General features: G+C 50.4%; 15 protein-coding genes and 1 CRISPR repeat array. Of the genes, 11 read left to right on the forward strand and 4 right to left on the reverse strand.

Annotated features, from left to right (window positions below; all coding sequences use genetic code 11):
- Positions 1-959: 959 nt before the first annotated feature.
- Entirely contained in the window at positions 960-2,090 is a 1,131-nt protein-coding gene (locus GWK48_RS10240) for an MFS transporter (protein ID WP_174632008.1), read from the forward strand.
- 181 nt (positions 2,091-2,271) lie between these two features.
- Here GWK48_RS10240 and GWK48_RS10245 read toward each other — a convergent pair whose 3' ends face one another.
- The 4 genes from GWK48_RS10245 to cas6 all read right to left on the reverse strand — a co-directional run bounded on the left by GWK48_RS10245 (position 2,272) and on the right by cas6 (position 6,041).
- Positions 2,272-3,867 carry an ATP-binding protein gene (locus GWK48_RS10245; protein WP_174632011.1) on the reverse strand — a complete coding sequence of 532 codons (1,596 nt, stop codon included), beginning with the start codon at positions 3,865-3,867 and terminating at the stop codon, positions 2,272-2,274.
- Positions 3,867-4,868 (reverse strand): DNA double-strand break repair nuclease NurA, encoded by a 1,002-nt coding sequence (locus tag GWK48_RS10250; RefSeq protein WP_174632013.1) that lies wholly within the window; start codon positions 4,866-4,868, stop codon positions 3,867-3,869. The genes GWK48_RS10245 and GWK48_RS10250 overlap by 1 nt, the downstream gene beginning before the upstream one ends.
- A gap of 4 nt (positions 4,869-4,872) precedes the next feature.
- Positions 4,873-5,037, reverse strand: coding sequence for a hypothetical protein (locus GWK48_RS10255; RefSeq protein ID WP_174632015.1), 165 nt, complete (start codon positions 5,035-5,037; stop codon positions 4,873-4,875).
- A gap of 158 nt (positions 5,038-5,195) precedes the next feature.
- The gene (cas6, locus tag GWK48_RS10260; RefSeq protein WP_174632017.1) at positions 5,196-6,041 is read right to left on the reverse strand and encodes a CRISPR system precrRNA processing endoribonuclease RAMP protein Cas6; all 846 of its coding nucleotides are present in this window, start codon (positions 6,039-6,041) and stop codon (positions 5,196-5,198) included.
- An 80-nt stretch (positions 6,042-6,121) separates the two neighbouring features.
- On the opposite strand from cas6, the gene csa3 reads away from it, so the two are divergent.
- The 10 genes from csa3 (at position 6,122) to cas4a (ending at position 23,392) form a co-directional block, all read left to right on the forward strand.
- A complete protein-coding gene (csa3, locus tag GWK48_RS10265; protein WP_246263805.1) occupies positions 6,122-6,757 on the forward strand; it encodes a CRISPR-associated CARF protein Csa3 in 636 nt (211 codons plus the stop codon).
- A 97-nt stretch (positions 6,758-6,854) separates the two neighbouring features.
- Positions 6,855-7,250, forward strand: a complete 396-nt coding sequence (gene csa5, locus GWK48_RS10270) for a type I-A CRISPR-associated protein Csa5 (protein WP_174632751.1) — start codon at positions 6,855-6,857, stop codon at positions 7,248-7,250.
- Between the two features lie 4 nt (positions 7,251-7,254).
- Entirely contained in the window at positions 7,255-8,211 is a 957-nt protein-coding gene (gene cas7a / locus GWK48_RS10275; RefSeq protein ID WP_174632019.1) for a type I-A CRISPR-associated protein Cas7/Csa2, read from the forward strand.
- A gap of 13 nt (positions 8,212-8,224) precedes the next feature.
- Positions 8,225-8,944, forward strand: coding sequence for a type I-A CRISPR-associated protein Cas5a (cas5a, locus tag GWK48_RS10280; protein WP_174632021.1), 720 nt, complete (start codon positions 8,225-8,227; stop codon positions 8,942-8,944).
- Positions 8,922-10,400 (forward strand): CRISPR-associated helicase Cas3', encoded by a 1,479-nt coding sequence (gene cas3 / locus GWK48_RS10285; protein ID WP_246263807.1) that lies wholly within the window; start codon positions 8,922-8,924, stop codon positions 10,398-10,400. Before cas5a ends, cas3 begins: the two co-directional genes overlap by 23 nt.
- Complete coding sequence (locus tag GWK48_RS10290) at positions 10,397-11,131, forward strand: CRISPR-associated endonuclease Cas3'' (RefSeq protein WP_174632023.1); 735 nt, start codon at positions 10,397-10,399, stop codon at positions 11,129-11,131. Before cas3 ends, GWK48_RS10290 begins: the two co-directional genes overlap by 4 nt.
- Before the next feature lie 2 nt (positions 11,132-11,133).
- Entirely contained in the window at positions 11,134-12,147 is a 1,014-nt protein-coding gene (gene csaX / locus GWK48_RS10295) for a type I-A CRISPR-associated protein CsaX (protein WP_246263951.1), read from the forward strand.
- A gap of 36 nt (positions 12,148-12,183) precedes the next feature.
- Positions 12,184-12,480, forward strand: coding sequence for a hypothetical protein (locus tag GWK48_RS10300; RefSeq protein ID WP_174632027.1), 297 nt, complete (start codon positions 12,184-12,186; stop codon positions 12,478-12,480).
- 482 nt (positions 12,481-12,962) lie between these two features.
- A complete protein-coding gene (locus tag GWK48_RS10305) occupies positions 12,963-14,204 on the forward strand; it encodes a PIN domain-containing protein (RefSeq protein WP_174632029.1) in 1,242 nt (413 codons plus the stop codon).
- 533 nt (positions 14,205-14,737) lie between these two features.
- A CRISPR array of direct repeats spans positions 14,738-21,982; the repeat unit is 24 nt; unit sequence CTTTCAACTCTATGGAAGATCAAC.
- Between the two features lie 588 nt (positions 21,983-22,570).
- Complete coding sequence (gene cas4a, locus GWK48_RS10310) at positions 22,571-23,392, forward strand: type I-A CRISPR-associated protein Cas4/Csa1 (protein ID WP_174632030.1); 822 nt, start codon at positions 22,571-22,573, stop codon at positions 23,390-23,392.
- Positions 23,393-23,675: the final 283 nt, after the last annotated feature.

Here is a 23,675-nt window from a genome sequence, read left to right on the forward strand (position 1 = left end):
TATTAACCACGACCGAACCTTTCGACATGCTCCTGAACCCTCACCTGTAGCTCTCCTCCAATGGAGCTATCTTACCCTTGATGTAGTTCCGGTCGTAGCGTAGGAACGCTGACCTCGTGGACCTCCTTAGGTCTTGGTAGCGTATTTAACCTTATATGAAGTTATGCAAGCTCCGTGAGCCAGTAAAATTACTGACAGCGGCAGATGAGAGAGGGAGTCGTAGAAAAGTGAAAACTCTACCAGCGAAGAAGTGCATAGGGAACCAAGGGGTTAAATGTAGATCACTGAGATAAGGAACGGTTAAGCAGATCGCTAGGGTCTAAACGTTCGGACTTAAACACGGCGGAAAGATAAGATTTGCTTGTGGAGGACACTCGCGGCTTAAGGAACTCCTACATGTAGGTGCATTGACTAGATCTTAGGGAGTGTACCCACAGAGGGTGCAAGGTTACGGACTCCGTACACAAGTTCGTTAACGCGTCCTTGAGCTCACACCACTTTCCACTTACCCCTTGAAGTACTAAGGTAGCTGGAAACGTTGTGGTTCTAAAGACCCGCTGTCTGAAACACCAGGACCATCTGGAAATCTTCATCACGTGCTCAAGCGTAAGGCTACCCTTCATGATCCTCACGTGGTTTAGGTCAACCCCCTCCCTACCTCAAGCCCTTTCCTCAGGTCCTCATCCAGAAAGGCTAGAAGACCATCACGTGCCCGAGATGTAGATTTAGACCAGGTACACAGTTTAACGCTTGCCTGAACATCTAGGTTAAGACGTTCATCACCATACCTGGGCAATCCTCCTTCTAGGTGGGTCACCAGGCAAATGGGACGGGGGATGTGACGAGTTCTTCGTGAACGCACGTGGAGCACAGACGATAAGGGTTAATAAGGCTCTTATAACCCAAAAAGACCCATTCGAGGTAAGCAACTTTATTACAAATGTAGAACAGGAAAAGCAATGGATCACATAAACAAGGTAGCCTTGATCGGTGGTTTCAGGGCCTTCAGCGGATCCATAATCTGGCCTTTTATTGGTTTCGCCCTTTACAAGGTCTACGGGTTTCCCCTTACCCTAGTATCGTTGTTCTACTTGGTACAGGGGGTGATAAGTGTGATCGCGTCGATCTCAGGGGGAGTGATCACGGACTACCTAGGAAGGAAGAGGAGTATGACCATCTCGATCTCGTTCTCATCCCTCGCCCTGTTGCTAGCCTACGTCCTAAATTTACCCATTTACGTTATGGCGTTCACCTTGGTTCAGACCTTCCTAAACACGGTATACAACGTCTCGTCCACGACGATTGTGGGAGACCTCTACAAGGGGACGGGAGACCTAGTCAAGGCTTACAGCAGGCAGAGGGTCGGCATTAACGCTGGGTGGGCCCTTGGTCCCCTCATAGGCGGATACGTGTTTAACTTTTACGGCTTCAGGGTTTTGTTGCTAGTCTCCTCCTTGGTCGTCTTGACCATAATCCCCCTAGTGAGGCTACTACCTGACTTCAGGGGTAGTAGTGGACTCACCGACTTCAAGTTGAGTAAGGAGTTCATCACCTTCTTAGTACCTACATTCCTGACTTTCGTGATAGTGGGCCAGTTGGGGTTCCCCCTCTTAACATATTACAATTCAGTTTTGCACTTCACGGAGTTCGAGGTCGGGGCCCTTTTCACCATAAACGGTGTCTTGATCGTGGCAATGCAGGACCTAATTGGGAAGTTCATAGAGGGTAGGCTGAGGCTGATCACCTTGGGCGCTGCAATGTACGGGTTAGCTTACCTGTGCGTCGCCCTGGTGAGTGACCTCCTCACGGCAGCCCTTGACGTGGTGTTCATAACGTTAGCTGAGATGATAGTGACGCCCATCTCACAGGCACTCGCGAGCACCCTCGCCGACCCGGGCTCTAGGGGTAAACAGATGGGAGTCTACAGCATGGTCACAGGTCTGGGAAGGGTCGCTGGGTCTTCAATCTCAAGTGAGCTCATGAGCTACTATCTATACTCCCCGTTAGACCTGTGGGGGGTAATATCGCTCTTCGGTTTCTCCTCTGCCCTGTCCTACTTCCTGGTCCTGAGGAGGCTTAAGCTTAGATGACGTGGTGTCCAACTCAAATGACCTCCTCCGGGTCTAGATAAGAAGGGGTACTGGGACGTGGCTAACGCACGTTAGCCGAGGGACGTAAGCTCCTCTCATGCAAAAAGTGGGACCTGACCCCAGAGGGCAAGGGTAACTCCATGATTGACGAAACCCCTAGGGGGAAGATGCGGTGGAATTCCTAGGACTCTACCTTGTCTGACCTGAACACTAGGTCGTTGACCTTGAGGGAGAAAGTCCTCAGGATACCGTAGCCCGCGGGGGACGCCTGTAGCATCTTGGAGTACTCCTCCATGTCTATCCTCTTCAGCGCCTCCTGGTCAGCCCTCAACGCTATCTTGGAGTTGGTGAGAGTGAGTATCAGGTCGTTGAGGTCAGTGGGCCTGTGCGTAGCCAACACGGTGCCAAGCCCCCTTACCCTCCCAAGCCTCAGGACCCTGTTTATCAACCTCTCCAGGGACTCCTTCTCCCCCTCCTCCTTCCCCCCTTGAGGGAAGTACTCGTGGGCCTCGTCAAAGACCAACAGGTATGGCGTGGATACCCCCTGTTCCCTGTACCTCTTGTCAACGATCTGGAAAATCCTGTCCACGACAACGAACGCCGACATTGTGGCTGAGCTAGTGCTGACCTCAGTGGCCCACCTCAGGTCCAACACGCTCTTCTGAGAGAGCAGGTCCTCGTACTCAGGTTCTCCCAACGTTATCTCATTGTTGCCCTTCATCTTTACGTCAATGATCCCAGACTCCCTTAGGAGGAACACAGACCTCAGGATATTCTCCTTGGTGAACTTGTGGGGGGAGATATCCTCCATGATCCCTGAGCACTCCTCCTCCCAGTTGTCTATGGGGGGTTCGCATCCTTCCGTGATAATCTTAAAGAATTGCCTCCCCTGGGGTGAGAAGAACGGCGAGACCTCGGCGAATATCTTGTACGTCTTGCTGAATTCAAACCCCATCAGCACTACCCTGAAGCTACCCTGACCTGACCCAAGCTCCAGTAGGTTCCCGTCCACCTTCTTGATCTCGTGGTCGGGTAGGTTGCTCCTCCTCAGGAACTCCCACACGAACTTCACCACCGATTGCGAGTACTTCCTCGGTACAGGTATCACCACAGTCCCCCCTTCCTTAGCTATCATCCTCACGTAGTCCCCCTGGATGTCAAACACCATCAGGGGGGTCTTGGACTTCTTTATCATTGTCTTCAGTAGGTTGGTCTTTCCAGCCCCCGTTGTACCCACGACCAGTACGTGATGCCTCAGTACCTCCTCCGTTAACCTGAGCTCCACGTCGAGCTTCCTGTAACCCTCCATTACGTACCCTATCCCTATACCTTCGTCTGGCAACCCGAGCATCGTCTTGAGGAACTCCGCCTTGGGGACAAAGATGGGGCTCTGCGGGTCCACAGGTGAGCTCGGTTGGACCACCTCTTCGTCCTTCATCTCGGAGAGGAGCTCAAGGGTAAGGGTGAGGGGAGTCGTCAGTCCTGAGCTGTCTTCAGTCGGGGAGAGGACAGGGACCTTGGACACTGCCAGGATGTCTGCCCTCTCTACAGTCTTCACCCTGCTGAGCATAAGCGTACCTGCGACGGGTAGGGATATGCCCAGGTAGCTCCCCACTAGGAACCTCCTCTGTAGGTAGACCTCGTAGGGGACTTCAGCTCTCACCTCCTTCTCCTCATACCCGTGGGAGATGGGGGTCACCCTGGATATAAGGCCCACTACCTCCCCGTTCTGCCTCGCCCTCTCCTTTGCTCCCTCTATCATGTCCTCCAGCGACATCACTCCATCAACTCCAGGTTCGCCTGGTTCACCCTGTTCCAGTCCTCGTAGTTGACCCCCACCATCTCCTTCGCAAGACCGAAGGAGAGGAGGAGGGCTGAGGCGCTCAACCTCCTGGACAGCTTGTCTGAGACCTCTATGAAGGTTGGTATGCCCCTGACCGACACGCTCTTGAGGGAGGTCTTGACCCCTGGGCACAGGAGGGAGGGATCGGAGCTCTCTACTCGGAACACTGAGTCCCTCACCTTGACGTACACCATGTACCTGGTCAGTACCCTGTCGGAGAGGGGGTGGTCCTCCTTCAGGACTGGAGATAGGTACACCTCCTTCCCCCTACCCAGCTCCAACATCACCACGTCGTCGGTAGCGTTTATGGACGCCTTCGAGTTCATGACTCTGCTCAGCTTCCTGGTCATGGACAACCTCTTGACTACACCCACGAGCTTATCTGTCTTCCTGGCCTTGATCAAGGTCTCGTAGGCTGACCTGTACGGTTCCCCCACGGTGGGTAGGAAAGGCCCTGGGAACACCGGTCCGTCAGCGATCGTGACGTTCCCCTGGTTTATGACGTAGTTCTCCAGGTTCACCCTCAGCTCGTCCAGGATGTTGTCGTCCTTGTACTCTGGGGTGTAGAGCACGCCATCCGGGTTCCTCACAGACACCACGTTCGGTAGTCTCGACTCGATGGCCTTGAGGACTTCATCCGACGCCTTTACTGCTATGAAGGGCACTGAGGTCTGGGGAGGGATCATGACGTGCGTCCCCTGGTTGTAGGCGTAGAGGGACGCCATATGTATGTTAGCCCCCCTAACGGTCAAGGTCCTGGATGACGAGTCCAGGTAGGAGAAGGACTTGAATGGATCGCAGTCCTCCAGGTTCCCGACCTCCTCTACCGTCCCCGCTTCCACCTCGGCAGAGGTGATCTCCCCCAGGAAGGGCCTGCTCTTGACCAGGGCTGAGAGTAGGTTCATCAGGTCCTTAACTGCGTCCTGGAACTCCAAGGTCTCACCTACCTCCACCGTAATAGTAAAGTAGTTCAGCCAGTCCCTGAGTAAAGAGAGTAACCTGAACTGTAGTTTGAACCCCTAAGGCCTGTGGGTGACTGGCTAGACCCACAGTACCCCCATTAGGGGTGAGGTTCAGCTCATAAAATACTTCCGGAAACCCCATACTACATAATCTATCTACTCAGCTATAAAAACCTTTCCAATGAAGAAATTTTTCGTTGCAAGGGATTGAAAAGCCTTTCAGAAAAATGAAAATCATCCGTCAGGTTACCAAACTGGATTCACACCGGTAAAACCCACCGTCTATCAACCTGGGCGTCCCTACACCCTCTCGACCTTCACTTTACCAAACCCGATCCCCCTCGACCTACCAACTCCAAGGAAGTTCGCCAGGCCTAGGAGCTTCTCCATGGACTCCGTATACCGCTTCGCCTCTACTACCTCGTACTTTACCCATCCATTAAACCCCCTCGTCTTCCTCAGGTTCCCGTTCTTGTCCTTCCCGACCACCACGGTCACTGGTGTAAGGGAGTAACCTACCTCGGCGAACATGACGTCAGCTATCCTCCCAAGCTTGTAGGGGGTCCAGTCCGAGTCCCCCAGGACTATCACCTCCTTAGGTGTAGCTATGGAGTTCCAGATCCTCGCAAGGGAGGAGATCAGGAGGGACGGCTGGGGGAGCAACCTGTTCATTTGCCTCAATTTCCTAGCCTTCACGTTAGGGGGTACCATGTACTTGTTGGAGAGCAGGGTGGGCGTCTCGAACCTCACGTTCACCTTATGGCCGAGCTCTGCCCTTACTTCACCTAACTCGGTCATCCTTATCTCTTCGAGGATCATCACAAAGTCCCCGTAGGGGGTACTGACCTCGTTGGGTATCTTCTCGAAGACCTCGGGGTCCACCTCCTCCGAGGCCAAGCTGAAGGTGAAGGACGCCCTCTCCTTAGCCCTCAACGTCATAACCCCCGGTCCAGTGGAATACAGGTACCTCCCCCTTAGAAAGAGTGGGAAGATGGAGATCTCCTTGTACTTTTTAGCGCTCTTGACGAGACTCCCTATCTTGGGATGACCCTCAAGTACGTACTTGAGGACCTTGGACGTGAGGGGAGGCAGTATCACGTCCCTCTCCGGGACCACGGAGTAGGTGGCTGATATCAAAAACGTCATGCCATACATAGAACTCGTTTAGTATAAAAGCGTGGTGATCTACGACTCAAACTTTTAACTAACGCGTGTTACTTATACTCGTGTCCCTCTTAGTATCCCCCATTGGCTTCGACGAAAAGTTCCTGGTAAGGGCGTTTTGGAGGAGAGGCAACAAGGAGATAAAGGAGGTCCTCCTGATCAAGCCCTCCGATAGGAATGAAAAGTCTGAAAAAGCACTCAACTCTTTTTCAGAACTGTTAAAACAGGTGGAGGTCCCCCTGAATGTCCTAGAGGTCGACCCCAAGGACTTCACTTCCGCGGTCTCGAAAATAGCTAGGGAGCTGATGAACTCGAGGTCTACCTCCTTCATTATAAACCTCTCCAGCGGTATGAGGATCCTGGGACTGGAGGTCCTCACGGCGTTCCTACTCTTGGACATAAACGCTGAGCTCGAGGTCGAAATGGAGAACCAGGAGGGAGTAGTGACCTGGAGCTTGAAGGACATGGTAAAGGGCAGGATCGACGTCAAGGGAGACGTGGAGATACTGAAGGCCGTCAAAAAGGGTATCAACACGGTCTCTGAAGTGGCGAGGGAAGTGGGGGCCCCAATCGCCACAGTGTGGAGGAAGGTCAACAGGCTAATAGAGGAGGGCTACCTAGAGAAGGACGAAAAGGACCTCCTAAGGCTAACCGTAAAGGGTAGGATCTCCACGGAGATCTACGACGCCTCATCTTAGAAACTGTGAAAGTTTTTTCACTTATCTGAAAAAGCTTTCAGTACCTAAATGCCATGAAGACTTATATAGGGCTTTGACGTAGAGAATAGTGATGAATATGAGTCAAGAAGACAAAGAGCTTGTTCTTAGGAGGGTGGCAAACCTGCTCGCGGTTGCCACCATTTACGCCGATACGCCCACTTTCACGGACAGGATGGCTAACGCCCTGAATAAAGAGTCCGTGTTGAGGTCCATCTACGATGCCGAGAGGATAGTGAAGGTCGGCAAGGACCGTGGAGAAATCATGGAGACGAGGGAACAGGGAGAGCACTCAGGTCCTTGGATTTCTGTGGTCGAGACGAGTGATAAAGGCAAGAACGTAAAGGGCAAGGTCTTCGGCTATTTACCGAGCGAACAAGACGTGGAGAAGTTCTTGAACTACGTGGAGAAGGACATATACCTAGCTAGGAAAGTGGGGGCCCTAGCTATGGCAGCCGTTAACAAGCAAGGGTGAGACCATGATAGCAGGAAGCGTTAGGTTACTTATCAACGTTGAGGCCCTCAACGGGGTCGAGTCTGTGGGCAACCTAGTGAGGCACAGGAGCGTCCCAGTCGTGTTCAGGACGAGTAACGGTTACGTGATGAGGTACGTTCCCGCGATCTCAGGGGAGTCCATAGCCCACACCTACCAGTTTGAACTGGCGCAGTTAGCAAAGGCTGGGAATCTACCAGTCACAAACCTGTCCCTGTCTGGAGAGTTCGTCAAGTTCGCAAGCGACGATTTCCTTGCAGGCGTGACCCCGCCAAAGGACGCCAACGACGCTAGGAGGTTTGAGGTCGACGTCATGTTAACTGACGTTGTAGCAGACGTGGGTGGCTTCCTGTTCGCGGGTAAGAACCCCGTCAGGAGGTCCTCCAGGTTCTACGTAGGGTACATGATACCGACACTCCAAGGGGAGGAGATCCCCTCGCAGCTAGAGGCCCAGTTCCACGTACGCTACTCCCAGTCCACTCAACAGCACGCCATATTCAACGTTGAGATGGGTTCAGCACTTTACACTGTGAGTTTCGCCCTAGACGAGAAGACTATCGCTACCCCGTCAAACGCTGGGAACCAGGTCCAAGGGGAGAGCACGCTAGCCCAGCAGAGGAAGTCCAGGGTAGAGGCTGCTATAAAGGCGCTCTCCGTGATAATGAACGTCAGCTTCGGAGGAAAGAGGTCCAGGTTCCTCCCATCAGCGAAGCTGCAGTCTGCTGTGGTCACAATGTCAGAGTTCCCGTTCATGCCAGAGCCCGGACACTCCCCCAACTACATCAAGGACACCGCAGAGAGGATAAGCAGGACAGCGTCCCTACGTGGCTCCCAGAACTACGTGGTCATGGCGGTGAACAACGAGGGCCTTGACGCAGGGAATGCCAAGGTACTGAGCTACCCTGAGGACCTGATAACTGAGCTCCTCAAACTAGCGAAGTAACAGGGTGCACGAATTGGAGTATTACGCCAAGGTCAGGTTAAAGCTACACTGGGGTTTTTCCGTCAGCGTCCCCTTGGCCGCCAAGGCCAAGCCGTCCTTCTTCCTCCCTCCCCCTTCAACACTCAAGGGAGCCCTCTCCTTCTCTAAGTATAGGGGGGTGGACACTGTGGGAGGTAGGTCGCCAGCGAGCGAATTTGAGGACGTCCTGGCCTTCGCTAGGTTCTCGGACGACACCGTGGCGAGCTACAGCGAGGACGTTGTGAGGAACGTTGTCCTCCTCTTCCAGAGACCGGAAAGGAGGGAGGATAGGACGTACTGGTTCAACATAGTTCCCACGGGAAAGGTTCTCTCCCCCGCAGGGGAAATAGTCTCAGTATTCGTGACTAATAAGTTCACTAAGAAGGAGTTGGAGGACATGGGCTGGTCGATCATGAGGTTAGGGTCCAAGGAGGGCCTGGTGAGCGTGGAGGAAGTGGAGACTGGGGAGGCTAAGGCGGTGAGCGGTAAGGTGAGCACTAAGTACTATTTCCCTGCAACAGCAGCCGTGGAGGAGTCCCACACGCCGAAACTCGTGTACGCCGAGTTCTGGGAGGGGGGCTTTGAGTACGGTAAGGAAGGGAAGCGCGTAAGGTACGCCGTCCCGCTCCAGAGGTTCCCCATGAAGTCCATCGAGGTGACGGTGAACAGTAGGAAAGCCTACGAGGTCGGTGGTGAGTACGTCGTCGTTGCTTGACTACTACTGGGAGGTAAACAAGGAGCTGAAATATTCCCCGAGGCAGGGGATAGAGGACACCCTAGCCCTCCTGGAGAACGGTAGTGATGTGGTGTTCACTGCACCGACTGGGTACGGGAAGACTACCCTTACCAAGGTCCTGGGAGTTGCCTCCTCCAAGGGGAACCAACTGTTTGACCGAGTGATCCACGTCCTCCCCTTCAGGGGCATAGTCCAGGACCTGTACAGTAAATTACGTGATGAGAAGAACAAGCTGGGGATCAAGAGCGTCGGGGCACAAGACATGGACTACCACGACGCGCCGTACTACCTGAAGAAGGTGAACGTGACCACTTTGGACTCTTTCATCCTCAACCTGTTTAAGGTCCCAGTGGACGAGTTCAAGAGGGTGATAAAGGGCAACGGTTCACACTTTGAGGTGCCCAGGGGTATGATATACTCTTCAGTGGTGATCTTCGACGAGTTCCACCTGTTCGCCGAGGAGGGAAGGGCCCTCAGCTCCACCCTCAGCGCCATAAGGGCGTTGAAGAACGCCATGGTGCCCGTGGTGATCATGACGGCTACGTTAACTACACAGATGAAGGACGAGCTCCTGGCTATGGGTTTCAAACACGTCCATGCTACCGACTTCCACGTGGACAGGCGCTTGAGAACGGAGTTCGTGTCTGACCCTGTCGAGGCTGTGGAGAAGGGGAAGAAGAACCTGATGGTCTTCAACACGAGGGAAGGGGCCATTAAAGCGTACGTGGAGCTGAAGCGGAGAGGTCACAGACCCCTCCTGATACACAGTAAGTTCAACACCCAGGACAGGAAGAAGAAGGTGGAGGAGCTGCAGAAGATGAGCGCGGACAAGAGTGAGTATGACGTAGCCGTGACCACCCAGGTCGTGGAGGCTGGGATTGACGTGTCCTTTGACGTCCTCATCACTGAGGCCTGTCCCGCAGACTCCCTTTTACAGAGGGCAGGTAGGGTAGCCAGGTACGGAGGAGATGGGGTCGTTAAGATCTTCCCCTTCAGCGGGAAAGTGTACGACAAGGAGGAGGTGGAGAGGACCATGAGAGAGGCGGAGAGGAGGGGGATAGACCCGGCCATACTCTCCGTGTTGAAGAGGGGTGTCGAGAGGGACATGGCCCTTGAGAAATCCCTAGAGATTATAGACTCGAACGTCATGTTCAGCGCTAGAACGGCATCTGACCTCATGATGGAGATGTGCTCCCTGACCAGGGAGGTCTCCCTGATCCCAGGCTTCCCCCCACGTACTAGAGACGCGCAGCAGGCCATACCCCTCACCGAGTACGAGGCCAGGCGTCTACTCCCTGGGAAAGTTGTCCCCTACGAAGGGGACGAAGAGGACTTTCAACCACACTCCCAGTGCCTCCCCGTTGAGCTCTTGAAGAACGGGATAGAGGGTGTCGTGATCAAGGGTTACGACCCAGAGGTGGGTGGGATAATATGAAGCCGTGCGCTTTCCACGAACAGGAGTTGACCTCCCACGCGAAGGGGAGCGTGGACCAAATGCTCACGTTCTTTGACGACCATTACTTCACGGTCCTGCACAGGAAACTGAACCATTACCTCAGGAAGCTAGGCAGCAACCTGGACTTGGATCCTCAGCAGGTAAAGGAACTGGTCAAGTTCCTGACAGCCTTCCACGACATCGGTAAAGCAGCCGAGGAGTACCAAGTACAGTTTGACGACGCCTGCAGGGCCAAGGGAGAAAAGACCTCCTTCGTGTACCACGAGGTAGGGGGTGCGCTCTTCCTCTGGTACAACCGATGGGAGGATGAGTTCCTCAAGGTGATGTCCGTCATGTCCGTTCTAAACCACCTAAACGCCATAAGGGGACTACACAACTTGAACGAAAGCAAGGTTAAACCTGGACACCTGAAGCTGGGGAGGTACGGCTCGGCCTTCCTGTCCCAGGTTATCGACCAGACCAAAGTGAGGAACCCGTTCATGACCACCTACGAGGTGAGGGACTACGAAAAGTATGAGGTCCAGGACATGGTGAGCCAGCTCAGCAGTTTCGCCAGTTCAAAGTTGGAGTTAAAGTACTACGTGCTCCTGCTGACCCCTATCATTGTAGGGGACAACCTGGACAGCTCCTCCCAAAGGAAAAAGGACCAGTCCTACAAGTCCAAGAGCAGGTTCATCACTGCCATTGAAACGGAGGTGAAGTCGAGTTGACCGTGACAGTACCTCTCTACGACATATTTGGGGACAATTTCGTGATCACCCTTGCCTCCCTCACGAGTAACGCTAGGAGGACCCTGGACTCAGTCGAGTTCGACGAGAGGGAGCTCAGGGACGCCCTCCTTACCGCCTCTGAAGTTGCTAAGGCCAGGGAAGGGGCAGGCAAGTTCGACTTCCCCAGGAGCGGAAACGACAAGAGGTCCTTTTCAGCGTCCCTCAAGTGCTTCAATATACCCGAAGGTACTCCAGTCTCCACGGCCCTAGAGAAGGTAGCGAACTCCCTCTCCCCCCAGCCCAGCTGTGAGGAGGTGAGCTCTCTCTCCATGCTTAAACCCGAGTTCTACGAGTACGCAAGGACCCCTGGGTTCTACGGAGGGAGGAAGACTGGTATCGAGGTGTCCCCCACCTACGTCATGCTGAGCGTAGCCGGTTGGGTCCTGAGCCGACTGGGGAGGGCCCCCGTCGCAAATAGGGAGTACGTGGGGGTCTACGCGTTCCCCATCGACATAGACAGGAAGTTCAGCACCATCCCCTCATTGTTGAAGAGCCTGGGCAACGGGATGATACCGGGTACCGAACCTGCGACTGCCCTCTCCATATGGTTGGCCTCGAAGATGCTGGAGTCAAAGGCAATAGTTGACCAGGTCATGCTCTACTTCATGTCTGAGCCAGGGGGGCAGAGCCCTGCCAGAGTGACCAGCGGGCAGATAGTGAGCGTGGAGAGGTTAGTCAAACACAAGAAGTTCAGTGATGTCCACAAGACCGCTGAGATAATCGCCCGTAGAGCGTTAAGCCCAGACCCATGGGAGTGCGATAAGGGAGGCTTCAGCGTAAGGTTCTCCAACCTCCTGTTCGAAGTATTGACTGGCAGTAGGAGGGAGGTCGAACTGACCTACTTCGCCAACAGGGAGTACATGAGCTGGAGAAATAGTGACGATGATAAAAAGAAGGAGTGCTTAGACTATTACAAGTCAGCTTCATCCATAGCAAACAAGGTAGCAGAAGTCTGATTTTTTGGGTAACTTTAAAGAAGGAGGTGGTAAGTCTTGGGAGAGCTAAAGGGTAGTATAACCTTCAGGAAAGTGTACGTGGGCATATCCAGGGAGCTGGTAAAGGACACCTTGTCCCTCTGCTACAGGGCAAGGTCTAAGAGGGACGGCTCAGACGTGTTCATATACCTGTCCCTGTTCCCAATTAGCCTGACCAAGGGAGCAGTTGTGGAGGAGCGCGACCTCGGGACTCTGGTGAAGACCCTGACGACTGAGTACTGCTGCTTTAAGGCAATGATGGTAATGAACAACCGTTTCCTCTACAAACTGTTCTCGAACCTGCTGGAGGAGTAGAGCTAGTAGGTCTGGTCGGACAGGTCCAGGGTTAACTCTGGTAATGCACTGAGAACTGCTGTCTAGACCCCTAACGACCAGGTCCAAGGACATGACGTCACCTGGGCTGACCTGGTGACAGAGACGGCTGGGTGTAGTCTGAGGGGTTGGGTCCACGTCTGGTCTATCTGGGCGACTAACGTAAACCTCTGCCGTCGATTATCACACGTCTCGGGAGCGACCTAGGTACCAAGACCTCTTCTACTTCCTTGTGAGAGCCAAGGTAATGAGGGGTTCCACTCGCGACGGTCTGTAGTCTACCTCGACCAGGATGCTCACCCAGGACGGGTAAGCGCAAGGCTTAGAGCTGGGCACGCGAGCGGAGGTATGGGCGCCAAGACCCCAAGGAGGGCCACAGCCTGATCTCCCCCCTCCTTTCAGGACCCAAGACCTAGCGAACCCTGATCTGTAAGACTTTTAAAGCCTGATCGTCTATGTACCCTATGAAGTTAGCCGTACTCGGGTCGGACAAGCTCGTGACCACAACAAACGCGTTGCTCTCCGAGGTCTTCACAGGGACCATCCCTAGTGAAGTCGTAGTGCTCTCCGAATCGCAGGGCACTAAAGACCTGACCAAGCTCGGGGACATCCTCAGCCTGTTCTCAGACGTGGAAATCCCTGTAAGGCAGGAAGTTATCGGGGAGGGCGTAGAGAAGTGGAGGCAGAAGGTCTCCACGCTGGACGTGGACGTGGCTGATGTCACCCCAGGTAGGAAGTACATGGCCGTCTCGGTCTACGCCTACTCCAGGGCGAACGAGGTCAGGTACGTCTACCTTAAGAACGAGGGACAGGGGTACAGGGTATTCGGTTACGTCCCCTTTAACGAGATCAAGGTCGTTGACGTCAGGGGAGGGAAGGAGATCCCCTTCTCCCCGCCTAAGGTAAACAAGGGGGGCAGGACCTCCTTCACCCTGTCCCAAGACGGGCTCAGGGCCCTCCTCAACGTATACTCCCTACTGGGGGAGGTGAAGGTCAGTATCGGAGGGGACGAACTCTCCCTGCAGGAACTGCCCGAATACGCAATGGAGACGGACGACGTGAAGACCTGCGCTATCAGGTCCGGTCTGCTCATCTTCAAGGAGGAGGCTGAGGTGAGGAGGAAGGTGGACCAGAACACCTTCTTTATCGCAGACACCAACGCCTACGTGAACCTGGGGAGGAGGTTAGGGGAGATCACTTGGAGCAGGGAGTTCGGAAGGAGGCTCCTGCCCAGTAGGTCGGTGTACAACGAGATAGAGAGCCACACCAACACGACGCAGAAGAACGATCCGTCCCTCAAGCTATTCCAGTTGGCCTCTTACTCCTTCCTATCTCTCCACGCGCCCCCTTACACTTCACAGTCTAAGGGTAGCGGTGATATCCCGCTCCTCAACGAGGTCACGTCCCTCAAGGGTACCCTACCCCACGTGGTCCTAATCACCGGTGACGCGGGGGTGACCAGGTCAGCCCAGGCCAAGGGGATCGACGTCGTGTTCTTGAACAAGGTCGTTAGGGGGAGCCCAGAAGGTGTGGGGGAGTTCCTCCAGTGTCTGTCCCTCTTTGGCAAGGACGTGGAAGTCCTGGTCGAGGACAGAACCGTTGCCAGGTTGAAGAAGCAGGTGAGGGCAGGGGACGAAGTCGAGGTCTACGACCAACTCAGGTATGCATGGGCCATAGAGATGGCCGAGAAGTTCATACGGGAGTAGAGGAGGTAAAGGGGCTGCTGGAGTCCAGGGACTGTCCATGGGTCAGGGGATAGGGGCTGCTGGACGGGCCTTGTCCTTCATGTGAAGCCCTCACTGGTCCGGGCTTACGCCCCTCATGTAAGGGGTGGCCGGGGGCAGATAACTACCAACAGGTCCATGACCGCACGACCTTAGGGTCGCTCTCGTGACGCGTAGGTAACGGAAGTGCCTACAAGTGAACTCTCAATCTCTCTCATGCTTAAGATGTTTAGAGGGGCGTCTAGGCCCAGGTACACGGCTCTCGGCGTTTTGCCTGCTTCCCTGCCAACCGGACGCATGTGTACTGCATTCAAAGCTTTCTCCTGCACCTCTGCCTGTAAGTCTAGGTACTCCCGACGCATGTGCACTGCATTGAAAGTGTATCTCCGAAGTCAAGGCCCCCATTATGAGGTTTTTAAGCGCTCAAGAACGATGATGAGACGTTAAAAGAAATAGTCGGATCGGCGACCCACTTACTATTTCTGAGTGAGCCCTCTGAGACGTCTCTAGTCCTTCTTTCCACTCTATGGAAGATCAACTGACCTCCGTGGGGAGGCCTTTCTATGCAGTTTCGAAAGATTTCAACTCTGTGGAAGATCAACCTTGTCAATTTCATTCTTAAAGAAAAAGAGGTAGCAAAAGCTTTCATCTCTATGGAAGATCAACTCTTCACAAAATCCTAAGGGGAAACCCTCATATGAACTTTCATCTCTATGGAAGATCAACTTGCACTCGGCGGTGGAGAAATTGGAGGTGGAAATACCGTCTTTCCACTCCATGGAAGATCAACTCTGACTTTTTCTCACTTCCGCTCACTGAACAGAACGCTTTCGGCTCTATGGAAGATCAACCCGTATGGAAAGCTGCTACCTAATTCGCCCTTTGTGCCAACTTTCAACTCTATGGAAGATCAACGACGGGCTACGTGACAACGAGGATACAAGTGCAGCTTACAGCTTTCAACTCTATGGAAGATCAACATATATTCTGGCGATACAAAAACGGAAGTGGTGCTGTATAGCTTTCAACTCTATGGAAGATCAACAGGTCGGTGACGTTAAGGTCACCGTAAAGCTTGAGGTAATACTTTCAACTCTATGGAAGATCAACAGGCTCAACAGCTACAGAGTCAGGTACAGAACCTTCTTAGCTTTCAACTCTATGGAAGATCAACCACATTACTATTGAAGTTGCAACAGTACGCTGATAGTGGTCTTTCAACTCTATGGAAGATCAACAATTCTAGTTTACAACTATTCAACTCAAGCAGGCTACCTTTCAACTCTATGGAAGATCAACTCCGCTTCCAACCTAGCACTCTTCACCAGGATCTTATCTCTTTCAACTCTATGGAAGATCAACGAAGAGGTTCAACAGGCTCCTAGGTTAATGGAGTTAAATCTTTCAACTCTATGGAAGATCAACAAGACTAGGTCAAACTGCTTTAATGAGTCTTATAACACCTTTCAACTCTATGGAAGATCAACGACAGATGGAGATAAAAGGTTTGTGAAGGAAGGGGTACCTTTCAACTCTATGGAAGATCAACTACCTTTATCGAGAATATCTTCACTCTCTGTTTGTACTCGCCTTTCAACTCTATGGAAGATCAACTTATCTTCTACGTATTCAACGAGGCCATACATATTTATCTTTCAACTCTATGGAAGATCAACGTGGCTGGCGGAATTGAAAGCGAAAATGTGAGGGGGTCTTTCAACTCTATGGAAGATCAACCTCATCCCGTTCTGTGGTTGTTGTACTCCCTGTAGTTGTCTTTCAACTCTATGGAAGATCAACTTAATTTCGTCCTTGTATGGGAGGTCATTAAGTTGATACTTTCAACTCTATGGAAGATCAACTAATGGAAGGTTGGTAGGGATGACTATTGTTGGGGATTTTGCTTTCAACTCTATGGAAGATCAACACTGATAAAGGTGAGGTATGAACCTCAAAAGGAAAGGGATCTTTCAACTCTATGGAAGATCAACTTGAGTATAGTGTTGAACAGTATTTAGAACTGGATGTTGCTTTCAACTCTATGGAAGATCAACAAAACCCCCTGCCCGGGGGGAACAAGCCCGCGTTCGTGGTCTTTCAACTCTATGGAAGATCAACATGCGAAACCGGCACTTCATACGTGACCCCGTTTGCGACTTTCAACTCTATGGAAGATCAACCTCTGGAAAAAGGGATTAATTAGCTTATAGGTGAGAACACTTTCAACTCTATGGAAGATCAACCATAAGTAATGAGACAGTGCCGCGGGCCAGGGTCGAAACTTTCAACTCTATGGAAGATCAACTGAGATGCGAAATGGCCCGTTGAGCGAGGGCGTCAAAACTTTCAACTCTATGGAAGATCAACGTGAGAAAAATGGTGAAAGGGAGCACAACCGACGCCGCACAAGCTTTCAACTCTATGGAAGATCAACCCCTCAAGGATCCTATACCCCCTCCCCTCCTTTTTTACGCTTTCAACTCTATGGAAGATCAACCTTCTCATGGCTGTGGCCAATCATAGACGCATTCCTATTAATCTTTCAACTCTATGGAAGATCAACGCGCAAGCCCTCGCAATTGAGGGCTACACGCCTGACCTGATCTTTCAACTCTATGGAAGATCAACAGTTATAGGGAAGAAGTGCTAAAGTTCATTAATGATAATCTTTCAACTCTATGGAAGATCAACGTACGGTGACGGGGTGTTTGACTTTGACAAGCGTACGTATCTTTCAACTCTATGGAAGATCAACTTGAATATGTTTATCACTATGATACTCTTGAGTTTGTTAATCCTTTCAACTCTATGGAAGATCAACTATCGAATAGGACGCTGATACCGGGCATGTAGCGTTTTTCTTTCAACTCTATGGAAGATCAACATGGTTGACAAGCCTGAGATACTTGCATCGAAGGTAAAGGGACTTTCAACTCTATGGAAGATCAACGGGAAACCCGATTCAGATAAACTACTTCGGAGCGATAAATCTTTCAACTCTATGGAAGATCAACTGAACCTGAGCTGAGCTCATAAGATAGCAGAGCTATTGCTTTCAACTCTATGGAAGATCAACTCATCATCTATGAATATTTGGCATCTCACGTTCTTTATTTCTTTCAACTCTATGGAAGATCAACAATGGTTCAGTTCTCTTAGGTTCTATGAATGGAGTAACGAACTTTCAACTCTATGGAAGATCAACCTCAGATGAAGAGATAGACTATATCATCAGATCTTCGAGCTTTCAACTCTATGGAAGATCAACACCACCCAGAGGCGTGGCTGGATCGCAGAATAACATTAACACTTTCAACTCTATGGAAGATCAACTAATTGCGACGTGCTGAATAACGAGCTAGCTGATATCACCTTTCAACTCTATGGAAGATCAACACCTGTAATTGCCTTAACGTCAGTCAACAAGCTAACGAGACTTTCAACTCTATGGAAGATCAACCAGATGTAGTGGGCGTGGTCGCTAGGAACAACGTAATAACCACTTTCAACTCTATGGAAGATCAACTTGCGGGTCACGCGGGGGGGTATGTTCTCGGGTTGTCGTCCTTTCAACTCTATGGAAGATCAACTATAACACTCTCTCTTACTCACCTTTCGGGATCCACTACTTTCAACTCTATGGAAGATCAACGAAATACGAGGATTACGAACTTCTAGGACAATCGATGGATACCTTTCAACTCTATGGAAGATCAACTCTAGTAATGATTTTTGCTTTGGTGTATCAAGTCGCAGGCTTTCAACTCTATGGAAGATCAACAGCATTACGTTCGTACGCTGATACGGTTGTGTTCATAGTCTTTCAACTCTATGGAAGATCAACTACGTCCGGCTTGCTAGTGCTCGTCAACTCCGTGCTGCTGACTTTCAACTCTATGGAAGATCAACTCTTTGGGCTGTCCAGGGAGTTACTCACGAATAACACTCTTTCAACTCTATGGAAGATCAACCTTCCAACGTTTCAAACGCACATATCATAAATGCGCTAAACTTTCAACTCTATGGAAGATCAACGCTTCCTGCAGCAACTGCGCCCTAGTTGACTTTGGTGGTGGTGGCTTTCAACTCTATGGAAGATCAACTCAGTAAGGTCAACGTGTACATGGAGAATCACGAAGCAAAAATTACTTTCAACTCTATGGAAGATCAACCTCATAAAAAGTAACGTTGCCGTTGTCGTCTATCTCTTTCAACTCTATGGAAGATCAACATGAATGAGAGTTCGCTTGGTTCTAAGATTGAGGAATTAACTTTCAACTCTATGGAAGATCAACGTACGATATATTCTACAAGTCCTGTTGAGGCAGATGTATCTTTCAACTCTATGGAAGATCAACGTGTAAACGTCGCCCTAGTACAGTTGAACGTTAAAGTCTCACTTTCAACTCTATGGAAGATCAACGAGCTGAATGAATGGATCGGATCCAAAAGTGGGCCAGACCTTTCAACTCTATGGAAGATCAACTCGTGTTGACCCACTTCACATCTTTACGGTAAGATGCACCTTTCAACTCTATGGAAGATCAACTAACTGGAGGAAATGCAGGAACAGCATTTTGATTAGCTCCCTTTCAACTCTATGGAAGATCAACCGCTTGTTGTAACTCTTCAGCTGACTCATAACCATACCTTTCAACTCTATGGAAGATCAACCAGTAGGCCGCCTGTGGCAAATTTGACGGGTAAGGTTTGACTTTCAACTCTATGGAAGATCAACGACTTCACGCGTATAATGGTCTCGTCATCAGTATCCTTGACATCTTTCAACTCTATGGAAGATCAACAATGTTCGCTTGAACGGGGACTAGCTTGTCTTCAGGCTTCCTCTTTCAACTCTATGGAAGATCAACTCAAGGGAGCCTGAAGAGGAAGAGGGGAAAGGGGACTTCAGAGCTTTCAACTCTATGGAAGATCAACGCCAACGTCTGTAGATAAGGCCTCTCTTGTTGAGTCTCGAGCTTTCAACTCTATGGAAGATCAACACGATGTTGTAAAGGTCTCGGAAAGTCGGGTCTGGGTTTTTCCTTTCAACTCTATGGAAGATCAACCGAGTAATAAGTACCCGTTGATTAATATCGACAACTATTACTTTCAACTCTATGGAAGATCAACGAGTCTGACGCCTACGAAAGAAATTACGCATATCTATTCCTTCTTTCAACTCTATGGAAGATCAACAACTACTTCTCCGTTTACCCAACAAGACGTATCTCTAATCTTTCAACTCTATGGAAGATCAACTTGAGTATCTTAAGCAGGCTCAAGCTCCTCGTGGATAACCTTTCAACTCTATGGAAGATCAACCCCTTTTTTAATCCTCCCTCTTTCTTCCGCGTATGAGGAACTTTCAACTCTATGGAAGATCAACCAAGGCACCCACAACGGTCAGGGGGTCGCCGGTCTCTACACTTTCAACTCTATGGAAGATCAACCCTGGCCGGGCCCACAAAACGCCGTTTCGTGAGAAAGGTTCTTTCAACTCTATGGAAGATCAACTAAGGGCTGTGTGCAAACTCTTCCGAATCTTTCCTCTGTAACTTTCAACTCTATGGAAGATCAACTTTGAGTTATTCTTAGACGTAACTAAAGCTAAGTTGACGACTTTCAACTCTATGGAAGATCAACATACCCCAATTCGTTGCGGTTGGGGTCACGATGAGATGATCTTTCAACTCTATGGAAGATCAACGCAGTGCCTATTTTGTTGGAACAACATTTTCAATCCCAAGCTTTCAACTCTATGGAAGATCAACGAAGAATAACCCTTTTTTCCCTTTCTCTCTTTCTGCTTTTTCTTTCAACTCTATGGAAGATCAACTGAATATACCCAACAAGAGACTACACGACGCCGTAAAGCTTTCAACTCTATGGAAGATCAACACATAATTGAAGGTTACCCACAGCCCCACGGTTACCACTTTCAACTCTATGGAAGATCAACTGCTCAAAACGAATAAAGAGCGTATCTATGGAGTCTTTATCTTTCAACTCTATGGAAGATCAACAAGATGAATTTCCAGAGATTAAATTATTGCATTATCCTAGAACTTTCAACTCTATGGAAGATCAACCAAATGGGCCCTTCTGGGAAAGCGTCTAAGGGGATATGTCCTTTCAACTCTATGGAAGATCAACAAATACCATCTCGGCGCATATACCGATAACCCCTGCGAACTTTCAACTCTATGGAAGATCAACCTTACTGTCGTAAATTCTCATTATATATGCTTGCTCTATCTTTCAACTCTATGGAAGATCAACTTTAGGGGTGAGCGTCATGAGGCTTACGTATTGTCTGCTCTTTCAACTCTATGGAAGATCAACAGGACTGCCATTATACCTGTAATCCCCGGTCTAGGAATACCTTTCAACTCTATGGAAGATCAACGGGGAGGAGCTAGGCCATGGGAAAGATTAGATTAAGAAGACTTTCAACTCTATGGAAGATCAACTACTTGCTAATACTAGCTAATATTAGGTGGTTGAAAAACTTTCAACTCTATGGAAGATCAACGAAAAGTTCAGAAGCCAAGTAAAGGGTGAGATCATTGCTGCTTTCAACTCTATGGAAGATCAACAGAACGAGCTGACAAAGACCCTACCAGCGCAGAGCGTAGGTCCTTTCAACTCTATGGAAGATCAACCTCTATCACCTTCTTCACATAGTTGGCGTACTTCGTAGTGAGCTTTCAACTCTATGGAAGATCAACTTCTATTTATCTCTTATCATTAATGTAATAAATAGAAATCTTTCAACTCTATGGAAGATCAACATGACCCCTACCTCCTTAATATACGCTGGAGCATCCTCCTCGCTTTCAACTCTATGGAAGATCAACGGATCAAAAACTGAGGTTGATGACTTACTAGAGAAAAAGACTTTCAACTCTATGGAAGATCAACCCAGTTAAATATCTTGAGTGGTCTCTGTAAGACTTGGTACTTTCAACTCTATGGAAGATCAACTTCTCTAGCTCTTGGCGTTGCTCTTCAGACATAGGAGAAAACTTTCAACTCTATGGAAGATCAACACGTGGGTCAAAAGCATACTTTATCAACGCGTCTGCTTGGAGCTCTTTCAACTCTATGGAAGATCAACTGGGGTCGAGAAAAGGATGGAAGGGGGGAAAGCAAGTTATCTTTCAACTCTATGGAAGATCAACACTACCACCGCATCATGAAGCTCTTTCTTCACTTTCCAATCTTTCAACTCTATGGAAGATCAACGAGCTAGTGGAGCTGCTCGATCGTTATGCAATGAAACATCTTTCAACTCTATGGAAGATCAACAGAAGAACGGCGGATATGAGGACTGGAAGGGCAAAGATAACTTTCAACTCTATGGAAGATCAACCTTATCGCCGCCAACACGCCTGCAATCACGAGACTGAACCTTTCAACTCTATGGAAGATCAACTTAAGAGAGATAAGAGAAGTTACACCGAGAAGGGGGTCTTTCAACTCTATGGAAGATCAACAAGGGATGTACTCGACTTCCTACACTCCGCAGGAGTGTATGGCTTTCAACTCTATGGAAGATCAACATACTTCCAAGAACACCCTGGCCACCTCCTTCCTCCCTTCTTTCTTTCAACTCTATGGAAGATCAACCTAACTCGACTAACGTTCTATATGCTGAATTTGCTGTAATCTTTCAACTCTATGGAAGATCAACGTCGGAGTGGAAGGAAAAGGATTAACTTAGAAAAAAACATCTTTCAACTCTATGGAAGATCAACTGAACATTTATATATCCTTAATTTACTTCAATTTACTCCCTAATAATAAGCTTTTTCCTCAACTCACTGACGAATTTTTACTGGAATACCTATCAGTCTTATCATTTCCGTAAGCAGTGGCTGATCTCATTGAAGAATGTTTTTAGAACGTATCTGTTACTTGAAGGTAAGTAGAGACGAGTTAGCCCTTTATCCAGCAGTTATGACGAGGAGCACGGAAAAATGCCTGGTCGACCTTTCCCTGAACAGGTCCTTGATTAAGCGGTAGAAGGCGATTTGCCCGTCCCTTTCCATGAAAGATATACCCGCGAGCTTTCAATCTCACGTGTTAACCTTACCTCATCTCACCCTTGATCCCCGCCTCCATCCCCTAGGGTCCCAACTCTTCCCGACAAAAACCGGGAAACTTACGTCTTTCCTACATATAGAATAGTCTCTGTCGCTCACGTGGACCCCCTCTACCTTAACGTCGCCCTTCTCCCACTGAGATTGTAGGGACGCTGTCAACACCTCCTCCTAATTAGACCTGGGAAAACTTCACGGTCCGCCTAGTCCAAGTTTAAAGACAACACTGTATTATACAAACACATGAGGTCTCAGATAACTCGACAGCTCCGAAGGTTACACTCCTACAGGGCCTCAGACCCGGTGGACGAGGACCTGAGGGGCTGGAACTACCACACCCCGCCAGTTAAGCCCAGGAGCTACCTGTCCCTGTCCATAGGGGACGTCGCCTACCGGTACTGCGAGACTAAGAGGGACGTCTACCTCAGGAAGGTCATAAAGGTAAAGGGTGAGCAGACACCCCTGCTCTCCCTGGGACAACAGGTCCACGAGATTATCGCCTCTTCCTCCAGGGACATCTCCCGGCTCTTGGCCCAAGGGCTACCCCCTTACGAGGTCCTAGAGGTCGTCGGGAGGAGGAGGTACGGGAACTGCTCATCCCCCTACTGCGAGAAGGTCAAGAAGGCGTTCTCCTTCTTCCTCCTTTCCGACGCTTCCGACTCCTCCGAGTTCATACCCATGATCTCCGAGTTCAGGGTGGACGGGTCCCCCTTAGGGCTGAGCAGGTGGCTTTCGGCTGACGCTGTAGCCCAGCTGTCCATGGTGGTGGAGATCAAGGTCGGGAATCCACAGGACTTCCACAGGTTAGCCCTCTCGGGGTACGCCCTCGCCCTCGAGAGCGCCCTAGAGCTACCCATCGACTTCGGCGCTCTCATCTACGTGAACGGGCTCAACAACAGGTTCCCAGACATCAGGACGGAGGTGTATTACATCTCCACGGACTTAAGGAAGGAGTTCCTGGACGCCAGGGACGAGGTCATAGAGATGGTCATCGAGGAGAAGGACCCCGGGCTCTCCAGTAGTTGCTCCACAGGGTGCCCTTTTTACTCTTACTGTAAGAAGTGATGGTGAGGTGAGGTCAACGTCTCACGGGTTTAAGATTCGAGGCCCTTGGTCGGGCTTAGGGGGTGACGTACCCTTTCCGCTTGAGAAAGTGGAGCTGACCTGGCCGGATATGTCAACGTGTCCAGGGCCTGACGCGTCCCTTCCTCTCCTGGATCTGGTACTCACCCACGCATATCCGACCTACAACGGCCTCTCTCGGCACTCCCCCAGGGCTATCGCTCACCGCTGCACGACTCGGTACTTTCAGGATGTCCTTGGAGGGCTGCAAAAATTCCTAAGAAGT

Origin of the sequence: Metallosphaera tengchongensis (assembly GCF_013343295.1) — an archaeon.
Taxonomy (GTDB): Archaea; Thermoproteota; Thermoprotei_A; order Sulfolobales; family Sulfolobaceae; genus Metallosphaera; species Metallosphaera tengchongensis.

Excerpts from the sequence above, each read along its gene's own strand:
- GWK48_RS10240 (WP_174632008.1), top strand. The coding sequence starts at position 960 with ATGGATCACATAAACAAGGTAGCCTTGATCGGTGGTTTCAGGGCCTTC.
- GWK48_RS10245 (WP_174632011.1), bottom strand. The coding sequence starts at position 3,867 with ATGTCGCTGGAGGACATGATAGAGGGAGCAAAGGAGAGGGCGAGGCAG.
- GWK48_RS10255 (WP_174632015.1), bottom strand. The coding sequence starts at position 5,037 with ATGGGGTTTCCGGAAGTATTTTATGAGCTGAACCTCACCCCTAATGGG.
- cas6 (WP_174632017.1), bottom strand. The coding sequence starts at position 6,041 with ATGACGTTTTTGATATCAGCCACCTACTCCGTGGTCCCGGAGAGGGAC.
- csa5 (WP_174632751.1), top strand. The coding sequence starts at position 6,855 with ATGAGTCAAGAAGACAAAGAGCTTGTTCTTAGGAGGGTGGCAAACCTG.
- cas7a (WP_174632019.1), top strand. The coding sequence starts at position 7,255 with ATGATAGCAGGAAGCGTTAGGTTACTTATCAACGTTGAGGCCCTCAAC.
- GWK48_RS10290 (WP_174632023.1), top strand. The coding sequence starts at position 10,397 with ATGAAGCCGTGCGCTTTCCACGAACAGGAGTTGACCTCCCACGCGAAG.
- GWK48_RS10305 (WP_174632029.1), top strand. The coding sequence starts at position 12,963 with ATGAAGTTAGCCGTACTCGGGTCGGACAAGCTCGTGACCACAACAAAC.
- cas4a (WP_174632030.1), top strand. The coding sequence starts at position 22,571 with ATGAGGTCTCAGATAACTCGACAGCTCCGAAGGTTACACTCCTACAGG.